The following is a 14,495-nucleotide window of genomic DNA, read 5'->3' on the forward strand; positions in this document are numbered from 1 at the left end:
CAGGGCTAGGACTTTAGTTTTCAAAAGAACTTACTTTTTAAACTGACGATCTTTCCATTCATAAGAACCAAACAAACTGTACAAAGCTACAATTGAACTGAAAATTGGGTAAAGAAAACTACTTAATAATAGGCTTTTTATTCTTTTCTGAGTCAAAAATTGATTGGTTATAGAAAGTAAAACAAAGTCGATTACAAATTTTAAAAAGACAACTAAAACCAAAATCGGATAAGCTAAAACACTTAGAACAACCAAGAAAAAACCAATCACTAAAGTTAGATTTTCAAAGAAAATAATTAATCCTAAAAACTTTCCAAAAGTACTTTTGTACGAACTTGTTTTTGCTGCCCAACGCACTCTTTGATAAAATAATGATTTCCAGTTTTCGGTTGGTTTTGTAATCACAATAGCTTCTTCTGCTTTTAGATAATGAACTTCAGCAGGGAATTTTTCAATTGCTTTCTGCAGTAAAAAAACATCATCTCCACTGGCAATTTTGTTGTTTCCTTCAAAACCGTTTAAGCTTTTGAACAATGATTTTGTGTAAGCAAAATTAGCACCGTTACACATAAAACCTTTGTTTAAACCAAAACTTCCAATTGTTGCGCCTTGCAGACTCGTTAAATCCAATTGCTGAAAATGATCTAGAAATGAATTTTCACCACTATAAGAAACAGCTCCTGCAAGCATCGAAATTTTGTTTTCCTGAATGTAATTATCAAAAACCAAAAGCCAATTTTCCGGAACCATACAATCTGCATCTGTGGTAATTACCCAATTGGTTTTTACGTATTGCATTGCAGTTGTTATGGCATCTTTTTTTGGTGAATTTGAAAGTCGAACGTTCTCGATTACCGAAATCTGAAACCTGAAACCTGGAACCTGAAACTTTTCTCTTGATGAATCATCTACCAAAATCACTTCAAATAAATCTGTTGGATAATTTAGTTTAGAAATGCTTTTTAAAAGATTGGGTAGATTTTCTTCTTCGTTTCTAAACGGAACAATAATCGTAAAACTGGTTTGCGGTTTTAAATCTGTTTTTTGATATTTTTTGATTTTGAAAAAACCATAAATCAGCAAAGAAATGCTAACGACATAAATGGCTAATATCGTGATCAATCCAAAAATCATACTGTTGTTCTGGTTTTAAAATTCAGTACAAAGTAACTTCCTAAAACAACGGGTAAAACGACATTTAGAAACCACATTAATGTGCTGATAAAAATTACAATCCATTCGTTTACGCCGAGAATTCCAAAGAAATAAATCGCTACGCTTCCTTTTACAGCAAAATCCAAAAACTGAAATGTCGGCAATGATGAAGCCAAAAAGTAAACCGCCGTTATCGCTGCCATTAAAGTTAAATAAGGCAAATCGACATCAAAACCTAAAAACAAAAAATAATATTGATGCGAAAAAACCAAATAGCGGCAGATTCCCAGAAAGATATTTTTCTGATGAACTGATTTCGGAATTTCGTTAATTTTATGAATCAGTTTTTCAATCGAATAACCTTTTACTTTTATCTTTTTAATTGAAAACAATAAAATCAAAATCAGAACAAATCCGCCAAAGAGAATCAAGACTGTTTTGGTTGTAATTACATTGAATTGCGCATTGAAATACAGTAATCCGAAAATTCCAAAAATGATCGTTAAAATCATCTGGATTCCGTTGCAAATTAAATTCAGGAAGACGACTCTTTTGGCTTCAGATTTTGGATAATACATAGCTTTTCCCGCGTATTCTCCTACTCCATTTGGCGTGAAAATCCCGGCTGTTAAAGCGGCTAAAACCTGTTTTGTGGCTTCGTAAACTGATATTTTGTGAATTACCTGTGCCAGATTTTGCCATTTCAAAATCTCAAAATAACGGTTCAAAACGCTCAAAAGCAAAATAAAAGAAACTCCTAAAACCGATTGATTTTTCTTGAACAAAACAATGAACTTATTCCAGTCCAATTTGTCGTTGTTAGCCAGCTGATTGTAAATAAAATAAAATGCACCGCCAACAATTAAAAGTTTGGCCAGAAGAACTAGGAATTGCTTAGCTTTGTGAGGAATTGAAATCATGCCGCAAAAGTAATCAAATGTGGCAATTAGGAAGTGAGAAAATGAGTCAATTTTCTAAACTTAAAAACCTCAAACTTGAAACCAAAATCTCTTGACAAAAGAACGCATCATATTAGGTATTGACCCCGGAACCACCATTATGGGTTTCGGATTGATTAAAGTCACCAATAAAAAAATGGAATTTCTGCAATTGAATGAGTTGCAGCTTTCCAAATACGATAATCATTACCAAAAACTAAGAATCATTTTTGAAAGAACTATCGAATTAATCGAAACGCATTGTCCAGATGAAATTGCGATTGAAGCCCCTTTCTTTGGCAAAAACGTACAATCGATGTTAAAGCTTGGTCGCGCACAGGGTGTTGCTATGGCAGCGGGACTTTCAAGAGGCATTCCGATTACGGAATATGAACCTAAAAAAATAAAAATGGCGATTACCGGAAACGGAAATGCCAGTAAAGAACAAGTTGCTAAAATGCTGCAACAGCTTTTGGGGCTAAAAGAATTGCCAAAAAATCTCGATTCAACAGATGGTTTGGCAGCAGCGGTTTGTCATCACTTTAATTCCGGAAAAGTTATCGCTGGAAAGAGTTATTCTGGCTGGGATGCTTTTGTGAAACAAAATGAGGGTCGGGTGAAAAAATAGTACAACTAATCAGTTTTAAAATAAATATGTCAAATAACATTCATTTTTTAGATGATAATGCAATAAATAAGCCTGAACAAGATTTGTTTAATTTTAAATTCTATGCTGAAAAAGTTCAGAAATTAATACAATTAAACTCTAGCAATCCTGATCCTATTACTATCGGAATTTATGGAAAATGGGGAGAAGGTAAAACTTCATTCTTAAACTTAATTCAATATAAAATTGATCATTTTGAAAAGAAAGAAGGAGACAAAGAGTATTTAATTTTTCATTTTAATCCATGGAGATATTCAACTGAAGACGAAATGATGTTTGATTTTTTTGATGGTTTGGCAAAAAGATTTTATGTAAAAAAAGAAACCAACACGCAAAAAATTGGAAAGCAACTTATAAAATATAGCAGATATCTTAAATCAATTAAAATATCTTCTTCTTTCGGTATTCCCACTAAGCTTGGTACAAAAATAACTTTTGATCCTAGTGTGATTCTTGAAACATTAGGAGAAGATCTAAAAGGGGAAGAAATCACACTTGAAGTTTTAAAAGATAAGGTTAATGAAGATTTAGAAAAAGTAAATTTTAAAGTTGTTATATTTATTGACGATTTGGATAGATTAGATAAAGAAGAAATTTATACTATATTAAAATTAATTAAACTAAATGCTAATTTTAAAAATTTCATTTTTATTGTAAATCTTGATAGTGACCATGTAGCTAAAGCAATCAAAAATCGATATGGGGATGCAATTGAAGACGGTCATCTTTTTTTAGAAAAGGTCATTAATATTCCTATTCATTTACCAAAAATAGAAGATCATGATTTAAGAGAATTCTTTAGAAAAAAACTTGAACAAGTCAAGGTTAATTTAAGTTTGAGTAATGACGAAAAAGCTCAGGAAATGTTTAAGGAAATAGACATGGAATTTTCATCAGATTTGTTTAGCTCGCCTAGAGAAATAATTCGAGTTTTAAATAGTTTCTTCCTTGGGGCATTTGCTATAGGAGATGAAGTTAATTTAAGGGATTTATTTTGGATTGAATACCTTAAAATTAAAAATGGAGAATGTTATAATTTTATAAAAAGCTATCGTCCTAAATCTGGAATTATGGATTTTGACAGAACTGTCGATTTCAACGATGATTATAATTCAAACGAAAAAACAAATAGTAGTAGAAAATATCTTCTTGAAAAATTCAAAAATGTCAATGTTATAATCAATAACTTATTCCCTTTATATAGCAATGGCCCTAGTATCACAGGAGGAAAACCTAATCTAGACATATTAGATAAACAATCAAGAATTAATTCATTAGGACATTATGAAAAATATTTTTCATTCCACAATATTAGAAAAACGTCAGTATTAAAACTTAATACGATTGAAAATTTAATAAGTGAAAATGATTCAACAAATCTAATTTCCTTATTTAAGGATTTATTTTTAGACGAAACCCAACATTATAAAGTGCTTTACAGAATTGAATTGATAATCAAAGAATTGACAAAAGAAAATGAACGTAATTTTTTCTATTCTTTTTTATTTGAAAATTTTAACATTATCCCAGATTCAAAAATTGATATCTATGGCCTTAATTATCAATTAAGGTTAATTGAATTAGTTGCATCAACATTAGAAAAAGATGATAGCAATGATAATGGAGATATTACCTTATCATTAGCTACAAATTTAGATGTGTATCAATTGTCCCATTTTACCAGAAAATTTAATGACAATAAATCATTTAAAGAATCTTTAAAAAAGCTTATCGCATCTAAAGCTCAAGCTACTTTTAACTCTCATAATCCTGTATATAAAAACCCAAAAAATGCACCTAATAAAATGATTATGCATTATTGGAAATTAGTAAATGAAATAGAATACACAAATCATATAAAATCAACTATTGCTAATGAAGAAAATATTAAAGTTCTAATTAGAAATTTTCCAAGTTTTTGGAACAATTCATATTTTGGCCCTCTAGAGGAAGAAGATTATAAGTACATGGAACAATTGGTTGATGTTGATTTTATATACGCAAAAGAAAATGAATTTAATCTTGACTTGGTTAAAAGCATCGACCCATATACCTATAAAATTCCTGATAATGATGAATGTAGTTTGGAAGAAAATTTAGAACAATTTATTTATTGGTATAAAATATATCTTAATCGAGGAAACAGTATAGATAATATCATAAACTAAAATGTCGGGAATATACATTCACATACCATTTTGCAAGCAGGCTTGTCATTACTGTGACTTTCATTTTTCGACTTCGATGAAAAAGAAAGATGACATGGTTTTGGCTTTGGCTAAAGAAATTGTCATGCGTAAAAATGAGTTCTCAAATGAGATTATAGAAACTATATATTTTGGTGGCGGAACTCCTTCGGTTTTATCGAATAATGAAATCAATTTTCTAATCTCGGAGGTTTATAAAAATTATAAAGTTATCGAAAATCCTGAAATTACACTCGAAGCAAACCCGGATGATTTGTCTCCTGAAAGAATCTTAGAATTATCCAAAAGTCCGATAAATAGATTAAGCATCGGAATTCAGTCTTTTTATGAAGATGATTTGAAGATGATGAATCGCGCTCATAATTCGGCAGAAGCAAAAAAATGTCTGGAAGAAGCGACTAAATATTTCGATAATATTTCACTGGATTTGATTTATGGAATTCCTGGATTGAGCGATGAAATGTGGCGAAAAAATATTCAAACCGCTTTAGATTTCGGCATTCCGCATATTTCGAGTTATGCTTTGACAGTCGAACCTAAAACGGCTTTAAGCAAATTAATTCAAACCGGAAAAATTGCTGAACCTCAAGATGAAGTGGCTTCAAACCATTTTATGATTTTGGTTGAAATGCTTCAAAAAAATGGTTTTATTCATTACGAATTATCCAATTTTGGGAAAGAAAACTATTTCTCCAAAAACAATTCAGCTTATTGGTTAGGTAAAAAATATATTGGAATTGGGCCTTCGGCACATAGTTATGACGGGGTAAAAAGAGGCTGGAATATTGCGAATAATTCCCTTTATTTAAAAGCAATTCAAAACGATGAACTTCCTATCGAAACCGAAACTCTGACTATTTCTGATCGCTATAATGAATATATTATGACAGGATTACGAACCATTTGGGGCGTTTCTTTAGACAGAATTGAAAAGGGATTTGGTTCAGAATATCTGAATTATTTACTGGAACAATCTAAAAAGTTCTTAAATGATGATTTACTTTCTATCGAAAACAATATTTTAAAACCCACTCCAAAAGGAAAATTTTTATCGGATGGAATTGCTTCAGATTTATTTTATCTAAATTTGGATGAATAAAAATTAGCCACGAAGGCACAAAGGCTCAAAATTATTAAACTTTGTGACTTAGCGTCTTTGCGGCATAAAATCCAAATTTGTGTTAGCAAAAATCAACAACTTCGAAATCGACTTATCAAAACCCATTGATATCTCTATTCCATTAACTAATACTGACGAAAACCCGATTGCCTGGTATATTGAAAAACCTTCAATCGAACCTGTAGTTTTTGGCGACTGGATCGGGAAAGTTTCAGAAGGGAAATCCTCTACGAATTTTAATAATATTTTCTTCAATCCGCATGGGCATGGAACGCATACGGAATGTTTGGGACATATTACAAATGATTTTTACAGCATTAATCAATCGTTGAAGCAGTTTTTCTTTTTTGCTAAATTAATTACGGTTGAACCGGAGAAGATTGAGGAAGATTTCGTGATTACGAAAGAACAGATTACAGGATTAATTACCGAAAAAACAGAAGCTTTAATCATCAGAACGCTTCCAAATCAGCTAGACAAAAAAACAAGAAAATATTCGAATACCAATCCACCGTATTTGTCTGAAGAAGCTGCGATTTTCATCCGCGAAAGCGAAATTCAGCATTTACTGATTGATTTGCCAAGTGTGGACAAAGAACATGACGAAGGAAAATTATTGGCACATAAAGCTTTTTGGAATGTAAAAAACACGCATAATGTAAATCCAGACGCAAGATTTAATGCCACAATTACCGAAATGATTTACGTTTCAGACAAAATCGAAGACGGAGATTATATCCTAAATCTTCAAATCGCTTCGTTTGAGAATGATGCAAGTCCGTCAAAACCAATTTTATATAAAATTTAAAAGTTCACCACAAATTACACTAATTTTCACAAATTAATCCTGCTTTATTTTGCCACTCCCGATAGCTATCGGGATAAAGGATTAAAAATGATTTAATCTGTGAGAATCTCTTTAATCTGTGACAAAAAAATTAATCTGAATTCGTGAAATTCGTGGCAAAAAAATAACTCCAATGATAACCGTATCAACAGATAAAACCAAACTCGACGTTCCGTTTATACAAAACTTCCTGAAAGATATTTATTGGGCAGCGGGACGAACTATTGAGGAAGTCCAGCGAACCATTGATGCTTCAGTTTGTTTTGGAATTTATTTAGATGATAAGCAAATTGGTTTCGCACGCGTCATTACCGATTATGTCGTTTTTGCTTATTTAATGGATGTTTTTATTGATGAAGAGCATCGTGGAAAAGGGTATTCATCCATTTTAATCGAAACGATGATGAAGGAACCACAGCTTCATGAAGTAAAAATCTGGCGATTGGCAACAACCGACGCACACTTTTTATATGAGAAATTCGGATTTACAAAACTGAATCATCCCGAGAAGATGATGGAAAAAATAGTCAAATGAAAACAGTCTTAAAACTCGAAGAAGCGGCTTTATTTATTCTCGGAATATTTCTATTTAACCGTTTAAACTATGAATGGTGGTGGTTTCTGGCTTTAATTTTAGCTCCTGATTTATCTATGATTGGTTATGCTTTTGGCAATAAAATCGGAGCATTTTTATACAATATTTTCCATCATAAAGGAATTGCGCTTTTAATTTATGGTATCGGATGTTATTTAAGTATCGAAATTATTCAATTAACAGGAATTATTTTATTTTCGCATTCTGCAATGGATCGGATTTTCGGTTATGGGCTTAAATATGAAAAAGGCTTTAAATACACGCATTTAGGTGAAATTGGTAAATAAACAATTATGAATTTAGAAACGTTTTACGAATATTGTCTTTCTAAAAAAGGGGCCAGCGAACATTTCCCTTTTGATGAAGATACTCTGGTGTTTAAAGTTGGTGGAAAAATGTTTGCTTTATCTTCTCTATCGCAATGGGAAAAAAGCGAGCAATCTGTCAATTTAAAATGTGATCCGGAGCGCGCACAGGAACTCAGAGCTGAATATGATGAAATACAACCTGGATTTCATATGAGCAAAGTGCACTGGAACACAGTTGCGTTAAACGGAAATTTACCCTTAAAATTTGTCAAAGAATTAATCGACCATTCCTACGAATTGGTATTCAAAAGTTTGACAAAGAAAATTCAAAATGAAATTATCGACCCGAGGTAAATTTTTTATCGAACTGGCGGAGCAATTAGAAAATTAGGCATTACATTTGCAGGGTAAGATCAAAACTTAAAAACCCGAATCAGTTTGCAAATTAGCAATTTATAGAATCATGAAAGAACAATTTAAAAAATTTCTAAACGAAGAACAAGATCCAAAAGCGATTGAAAAAATCACTTCTAAACTTACAGATTTATTGATGAAAGGTGAAGAAGTTGGCTACATCGCAGTGCAGAAAAAACCTGCTATTACTGTTTTTCCTGACAGCATTGTATTAACAAACAAGCGTATCATTATCTGTAAACCTAAAAACTTAGGTCTTTCTATGGATTTTACAGATTATACCTGGGATGATATCGCCAGTACTTTTGTAAAAGAAAACATTTTAGGTTCTGAATTTTCATTTGGTACCAAAACAGATTTAGCAGTTTCTATTGATTATATTCCGAAAATTCAGGCCAGAAAAATTTATACTTATGCTAAAGAACAATTGGATTTACTAAAAAATCCCGTTCAGACAGCAATACCAGTTCAGGAAATTGTTGAAGAAGCAGAACCGGAATTTGAAGACGAAATCGAAGAAGTAGAAACAGAAGAAGTAACAAGCTTTGCTGAAATTTTACCTGCTGCTCCGGTTGTTACAGAAACTTACGAACCGCTTCCTACTCAGCCAACAGGAGAACGTAAATTAAGTGATTTAACTAAAGAAGAACTTTTTGATAAACTACAGAATTACAAAAAACTTCTTGATAATGGTTTAATCATGCAGGGAGAATATGATGCTTACAAAAAAGAGATTTTAAGTTATATGTAATCTTAGTACAAAGTTCAAAGTTCAAAGTTTTATTCACTTTGTGTTAAATAAAAAAGCCCGAAATAGAGATTCTATTTCGGGCTTTACTTTGTGCTTAGAAACTTTGCACTTTGTACTTATTTACAAAGTTGCTTTCTGTTTTTCTACAAATTTATGTGATTGCAATTCCAATAACTCTTTTGCATTTTTTCGCTGTAAATCAAATAAACCTTTATCTTCTGCAATATCAGCATATACTCTATCATGCATTTCGGCACTGGTTTTCACTAATAATTCGCGTTGGTATTTATTTTGTTCTAAAGTCGCTTTCATCGCGGTTTCGGCTTCTTCCTGCTTGAAATCGAATTCTCCTTTTGGAGCTAATAATTTGGCAATAATTGGAGATGTTTCAATTGCCAAAAATAGTAACATTATAAAAAATGACGGAAGCCAAGGCAGTTTATTTAATGCATTGATACGAGCCATTAATCCGTCGAAACCTTCGATGATAGGTTGTGTCTGTGAAACTTTTTTATCTAAATCGGCCTGAAGCTGTACGCCTGCTTTTTCTTTTTCGGCAATTTTAGCTTCGTTTGTTTTTTTCAGCGTTTCGAATTCTTTTAAAGCGGCATCGTGTTTTTCACGTTTTTCTTTATAAACTGGGCCTTTCCCTAATTTTTTAGTTCCGGCAGTTCCCTCGGCTTCAGTGATATAAACCGAATATAAAGCGTTTACTTCTTTCTCTTTCTTTACAATATCAGCTTTTAGAGTGGCAATTTCTGCTTTATTTTTATCTAAATCTGTTTTGAAATAAGTTCCAATTTGTTTTTTATTGGCCAATTCCATTTCATTTTTTTCTTTCAATAAAACAGTATTGATTTCTTTTTCGAAAATTTTAATTTCCAAAGGTTTCGAAATAACAATCGCAATAATAACCGCCAATATAATACGAGGTGTTGCCTGTAGAAATTCATCTAGAAAACGATCTCTTTTCTTAATAGTAGAAACAATGAATCGGTCTAAATTGAAAATCAGCAAACTCCATACAAATCCGAAAATTAAAGCGGGATAAATAGAATCGAAAACGGTAAAAAGCGCATAAGCACTGGCTAAGAAAGCCATAACTGCGGTAAAAAATACTGTGGCACCAATACCAACATATTTGGTTTGTTCGCCCTCTGAGCAGTCTTTCAAGAGATCACGGTCGGCTCCTGAACATAGGATAAAAAATTGTTTTAACATGATTGATGATTTTTGATTATGATGATACGGCAAATTTAACGCCAAATTTTCAATTACAATCAAAATATCATTTTTCTTTTCGTTGGGAATCAATTATTTGGAGCTTTCATGTTATTTAAAGATTAATAAATCTTAACACAACAAAGTTAATCATAACACTATGTTAATTTTTTTTCAAGGGTTTAGTAATAATAGGGTTCTAGCTTCGCAACCAAAATAAAACCAAACACACACAATGAAAAAATTTTATCTATTAACAGCATTCTTTTTATTCGCCTTTACAGGTTTTGCTCAGAAAGCGATTATATCTGGAAAGATATTAGATGCCGATGACAAACTGCCTCTACCTGGAGCTATGGTTCAAATTGTAGGCGAGAAAAAATATACCGTTTCTGATTACAACGGTCGTTTTGAATTATTGAATATTAACGAAGGAACTTATCAGGTTGAAGTTAAATATATCGGGTATACTACTTTATCTCAGGAAATAAAAGTAGAGCAAGGAAAAAACAATGTAATTGATTTTGCTCTTAAAGCTTCAGAAAATGAATTGAAAGAGGTTATTGTTGGAGACATCTTAAAAGGTCAGGCAAAAGCACTAAATCAACAGAAAAACAACAAAAATATCGGAAACGTAATTTCTTCAGACCAAATGGGTCGTTTTCCTGATGCTAACGTAGGAGACGCTTTAAAACGTGTTCCAGGTATCACAATGCAGAATGACCAAGGTGAAGCTCGTAACATCATTATTAGAGGTTTGGCTCCATCATTGAACTCTGTAACTTTAAATGGTGACCGTATTCCATCTGCCGAAGGAGACAACAGAAACGTACAAATGGACTTAATTCCATCTGATATGATTTCTACAATCGAAGTAAACAAAACACTTACACCAGATATGGACGCTGACGCGATTGGAGGTTCTGTAAACTTAATTACAAGAGCAACTCCAAACGGACAAAGAATTTCTGCAACTCTTGCGGGAGGTTATTTGCCAATTCGTGACCATGCTTCTTATACTGCCGGTTTTGTTTATGGTAATCGTTTTATCGACAACAAATTAGGAGTTGTAGTGAGTGGTTCTTACAACAATGTTGACTACGGTTCTGATAACATCGAAAACGAATGGGTAAGAGATGAATTTGGAAATGATTATTTACAAGCTGCAGAAATCAGAAAGTACGATGTACAACGTATTCGTCGTAGTGGATCTATCGCTTTAGATTATAAATTCAACGAAAACAATACTATTTTCGCTAACGCTATCTACAACTGGAGAGATGATAGAGAAAACCGTTTCAGAACTACTTATGATGATATCGAAGCTATTTACGATGGTGAAAACATTACAGGTTTTGAAGGTCGTGTAAAACGTCAATCAAAAGGTGGTGTTGACAACAGTAGAAATAAAAACAGAAGATTAGAAGATCAGAGAGTTCAAAACTACTCTGTTCGTGGAGAGCACTTAATCAACTCTAAATTAGATTTAGATTGGTCTGCAAACTATGCAAAAGCTAGAGAATACCGTCCAGGTGAGCGCTATATAGAATACCGTCAAAAAGGTTTAGAGATGTTTCAGGATTTATCTAACCCAAGATTTCCTTTATTGACTACTGCTGGTGAATCTACAGACGAATTTGCATTTGATTCTGTAACAGAAAACACAGACGAAACTAGCGAAAGTGAATTTGGTGCTAAAGTAAACATCCGTTTCCCATTCTCTGTAATTGCAGGTGAAAAAGGACGTTTGAGAACAGGTCTTAGACTTCGTTTAAAAGAGAAAGAAAGAAATAATATGTTCTATTCTTATACTCCATTAAATGATAATATGGAATTATTATCTGATGTTCCAACATCTTATTATGATGGACAAGGATTCAATCCAGGAAGTAAGTATGTACCGGGAACTTTTGCTTCTGCTTCATACTTAGGAGGTTTAGATTTAAACAACGCTACTTTATTTGAAAAAGAAACAGATCCAGCTGAATATTTAGCTGTTAACTATAATGCTAAAGAAAGAATCTCTGCTGCTTACATAAGATGGGATCAGGATTTTAATGACAAGCTTTCAATGGTAATGGGGGTTCGTGTTGAGAATACTCATATTGATTACACAGGAAACCGTGTATTAGATGAAGAAGAATTAGAAAGTAAAATTAACAATACAAACTCATACACGAATGTATTACCAAGTATTACCTTCCAATACAACGCAACAAAAGATTTAGTTTTAAGAGCTGCTGCTACAACGGCTTTGGCTAGACCAAACTATTATGCACTTGCACCTTATGTAAACAATATTGCTGCAGACAAAGAAATTACAGCTGGAAATCCAGATCTTAAAGCTACATACGCATACAATTATGATTTAATGGTAGAAAACTATTTCAAATCTGTTGGTTTGATCTCTGGAGGTGTTTTCTACAAAAGATTAAATGATTTCATTTACAACTACAGCGACAATCAGTATACTGATGCGAAATTTGCTGCAGATTTCCCAAATCAATCAAACCCAATTCCTGCAGGAGAAAACTGGTCTTTCTTACAATCAAGAAACGGAGACAATGTTAATGTTTACGGATTTGAGGTTGCTTTACAACGTCAGTTAGATTTCTTACCTGGTAAATTCTTGAAAGGTTTTGGTATCTACTTGAACTATACTTACACAAAATCTAAAGCGAGAGGAATTGCTGATGAGGATGGAAACGAAAGAAACAACATCAGTCTTCCAGGTACAGCACCTCACATGTTTAACGGATCTTTATCTTGGGAAAACAAACGTTTCTCTGCAAGAATCTCTACAAACTTTACATCTGATTACTTAGATGAATTAGGTTCTGAGTCTTACAAAGATAGTTTCTATGACAAGCAATTTTTCCTAGATGCAAATGCTTCTTATAAAATTACACCAAAATTACGTGTTTTTGCTGAAGCTAATAACATAACAAATCAACCGTTACGTTACTACCAAGGAATTGAAGCTCACACAAAACAAGCTGAATATTACCAGGCTCGTTATAATTTAGGATTGAAATTAGACTTGTAATCTTCAATTTTTTAAAATTCTTAAATTAGACAGAGTTTCACGCTCTGTCTAATTGCATTAAAATATATCACACAAATGAAAAATAAATCTTTAGTTGCTCTTTTACTTTTAGCGGTTTCATTTACAGCTTGTAAAGACGATAAATTAGCTCCAATTCAGCCAAATGCTGTAAAACCAACCGTTGTTACAGAAGCTTTACCTCACGACACAGACGATCCTTCTATCTGGATTAATCCTACGGATTCTTCAAAAAGTATCATTGTTGGAACTGATAAAGATACAGACGGCGGTTTGTATGCTTTTGATTTGAATGGAAAAATCCTTAAAAAATCAATTCCGTTAAAACGTCCAAACAATGTGGATATCGCTTACGGATTGATTATTGACGGAAAAAAAGTAGATGTTGCCGTTACAACAGAACGCGAAAGCAACAAAATCAGAATTTTTAGCTTACCGGATTTAGAACCAATTGATAACGGCGGAATCGAAGTTTTTGCAGGAGAAGCACAACGCGACCCAATGGGAATTTCTTTATATACTCGTCCAAACGATCAAAAGATTTTTGCTATTGTGGGAAGAAAAACAGGACCTTCCGGAAGTTATTTATGGCAATATGAACTTTCCGGAAACGGAAAATTTGCTGCTGCAAAAGTGGTTCGTAAATTCGGAACTTACAGCGGAAAGAAAGAAATCGAAGCAATTGCCGTGGATAACGAATTAGGCTTTGTTTACTACTGCGACGAACAAGTTGGAATTAGAAAATACAAAGCAGATCCGGCTTTAAATGATAATAAAGAATTAGCTTTCTTTGGTCAGAAAGATTTCAAGGCAGATCACGAAGGAATTGCGATTTACAAAAAAACAGATTCTACAGGATATATTTTAGTATCCAACCAACAAGCCAATTCTTTTATGGTTTATCCAAGAGAAGGAGCAAAAGGGAATCCAAACAATCATCCATTATTAGCAGAAGTTCCAACCTCAACAATCGAATGTGACGGTGCTGATGTTACGAGCGTGAACTTAGGGCCAAAATTCAAAAACGGACTTTTTGTAGCGATGAGTAACGGAATGACTTTCCATTATTACACTTGGGATTTGATCCAAAAACGCATCGACGAAGCGAAGAAATAAGTTTTTAGGTTTTTCAGTCGCAGTTTTCAGTGTTCAATTTATTTTTTTTTCTGCGGCTGAGAGCCAAAACAAAAAAAGCTGTTCCTAACGAA

The 14,495-nt window shown here is 32.8% G+C and carries 13 protein-coding genes; 10 read left to right on the plus strand and 3 right to left on the minus strand.

Features of this window, described 5'->3' with window-relative positions; genetic code table 11:
- Positions 1-30 precede the first annotated feature (30 nt).
- Positions 31-1,134: a glycosyltransferase family 2 protein gene (locus tag ACFS3A_RS24540; protein ID WP_379828191.1), complete on the minus strand. Its 1,104-nt coding sequence runs from the start codon at positions 1,132-1,134 to the stop codon at positions 31-33.
- Positions 1,131-2,075, minus strand: coding sequence for a hypothetical protein (locus tag ACFS3A_RS24545; protein WP_379828192.1), 945 nt, complete (start codon positions 2,073-2,075; stop codon positions 1,131-1,133). The genes ACFS3A_RS24540 and ACFS3A_RS24545 overlap by 4 nt, the downstream gene beginning before the upstream one ends.
- 91 nt (positions 2,076-2,166) lie before the next feature.
- Here ACFS3A_RS24545 and ruvC point away from each other — a divergent pair, with 91 nt between their 5' ends.
- The 8 genes from ruvC (at position 2,167) to ACFS3A_RS24585 (ending at position 9,002) form a co-directional block, all read left to right on the plus strand.
- A complete protein-coding gene (gene ruvC / locus ACFS3A_RS24550; protein WP_379828193.1) occupies positions 2,167-2,721 on the plus strand; it encodes a crossover junction endodeoxyribonuclease RuvC in 555 nt (184 codons plus the stop codon).
- A 26-nt stretch (positions 2,722-2,747) separates the two neighbouring features.
- Positions 2,748-4,928, plus strand: coding sequence for a KAP family P-loop NTPase fold protein (locus ACFS3A_RS24555; protein WP_379828194.1), 2,181 nt, complete (start codon positions 2,748-2,750; stop codon positions 4,926-4,928).
- 1 nt (position 4,929) lies between these two features.
- Entirely contained in the window at positions 4,930-6,066 is a 1,137-nt protein-coding gene (gene hemW / locus ACFS3A_RS24560; RefSeq protein ID WP_379828195.1) for a radical SAM family heme chaperone HemW, read from the plus strand.
- Between the two features lie 79 nt (positions 6,067-6,145).
- Positions 6,146-6,895 carry a cyclase family protein gene (locus ACFS3A_RS24565; protein WP_379828196.1) on the plus strand — a complete coding sequence of 250 codons (750 nt, stop codon included), beginning with the start codon at positions 6,146-6,148 and terminating at the stop codon, positions 6,893-6,895.
- Positions 6,896-7,067: 172 nt separating this feature from the next.
- Entirely contained in the window at positions 7,068-7,469 is a 402-nt protein-coding gene (locus ACFS3A_RS24570; protein WP_379828197.1) for a GNAT family N-acetyltransferase, read from the plus strand.
- Positions 7,466-7,816: a DUF4260 domain-containing protein gene (locus tag ACFS3A_RS24575; RefSeq protein ID WP_379828198.1), complete on the plus strand. Its 351-nt coding sequence runs from the start codon at positions 7,466-7,468 to the stop codon at positions 7,814-7,816. Before ACFS3A_RS24570 ends, ACFS3A_RS24575 begins: the two co-directional genes overlap by 4 nt.
- A gap of 6 nt (positions 7,817-7,822) precedes the next feature.
- A complete protein-coding gene (locus ACFS3A_RS24580; protein WP_379828199.1) occupies positions 7,823-8,191 on the plus strand; it encodes an MmcQ/YjbR family DNA-binding protein in 369 nt (122 codons plus the stop codon).
- Between the two features lie 109 nt (positions 8,192-8,300).
- Positions 8,301-9,002, plus strand: coding sequence for a PH domain-containing protein (locus tag ACFS3A_RS24585; RefSeq protein ID WP_379828200.1), 702 nt, complete (start codon positions 8,301-8,303; stop codon positions 9,000-9,002).
- A 120-nt stretch (positions 9,003-9,122) separates the two neighbouring features.
- Here ACFS3A_RS24585 and ACFS3A_RS24590 read toward each other — a convergent pair whose 3' ends face one another.
- Entirely contained in the window at positions 9,123-10,223 is a 1,101-nt protein-coding gene (locus tag ACFS3A_RS24590; protein WP_379828201.1) for a DUF4407 domain-containing protein, read from the minus strand.
- A gap of 235 nt (positions 10,224-10,458) precedes the next feature.
- Between ACFS3A_RS24590 and ACFS3A_RS24595 the strand changes: the two genes are divergently transcribed.
- Together ACFS3A_RS24595 and ACFS3A_RS24600 are read left to right on the plus strand one after the other, a co-directional pair.
- Positions 10,459-13,269, plus strand: coding sequence for a TonB-dependent receptor (locus tag ACFS3A_RS24595; protein WP_379828202.1), 2,811 nt, complete (start codon positions 10,459-10,461; stop codon positions 13,267-13,269).
- A gap of 75 nt (positions 13,270-13,344) precedes the next feature.
- Complete coding sequence (locus tag ACFS3A_RS24600) at positions 13,345-14,403, plus strand: phytase (protein ID WP_379828203.1); 1,059 nt, start codon at positions 13,345-13,347, stop codon at positions 14,401-14,403.
- The last annotated feature ends 92 nt before the right edge of the window (positions 14,404-14,495 follow it).

This window comes from Flavobacterium notoginsengisoli, assembly GCF_042686225.1.
Classification (GTDB): Bacteria; Bacteroidota; Bacteroidia; order Flavobacteriales; family Flavobacteriaceae; genus Flavobacterium; species Flavobacterium notoginsengisoli.

Coding starts and splice junctions, on each gene's coding strand:
- ACFS3A_RS24540 (WP_379828191.1), bottom strand. CDS start 1,134: ATGATTTTTGGATTGATCACGATATTAGCCATTTATGTCGTTAGCATT.
- ACFS3A_RS24545 (WP_379828192.1), bottom strand. CDS start 2,075: ATGATTTCAATTCCTCACAAAGCTAAGCAATTCCTAGTTCTTCTGGCC.
- ACFS3A_RS24555 (WP_379828194.1), top strand. CDS start 2,748: ATGTCAAATAACATTCATTTTTTAGATGATAATGCAATAAATAAGCCT.
- hemW (WP_379828195.1), top strand. CDS start 4,930: ATGTCGGGAATATACATTCACATACCATTTTGCAAGCAGGCTTGTCAT.
- ACFS3A_RS24570 (WP_379828197.1), top strand. CDS start 7,068: ATGATAACCGTATCAACAGATAAAACCAAACTCGACGTTCCGTTTATA.
- ACFS3A_RS24575 (WP_379828198.1), top strand. CDS start 7,466: ATGAAAACAGTCTTAAAACTCGAAGAAGCGGCTTTATTTATTCTCGGA.
- ACFS3A_RS24580 (WP_379828199.1), top strand. CDS start 7,823: ATGAATTTAGAAACGTTTTACGAATATTGTCTTTCTAAAAAAGGGGCC.
- ACFS3A_RS24585 (WP_379828200.1), top strand. CDS start 8,301: ATGAAAGAACAATTTAAAAAATTTCTAAACGAAGAACAAGATCCAAAA.
- ACFS3A_RS24590 (WP_379828201.1), bottom strand. CDS start 10,223: ATGTTAAAACAATTTTTTATCCTATGTTCAGGAGCCGACCGTGATCTC.
- ACFS3A_RS24595 (WP_379828202.1), top strand. CDS start 10,459: ATGAAAAAATTTTATCTATTAACAGCATTCTTTTTATTCGCCTTTACA.
- ACFS3A_RS24600 (WP_379828203.1), top strand. CDS start 13,345: ATGAAAAATAAATCTTTAGTTGCTCTTTTACTTTTAGCGGTTTCATTT.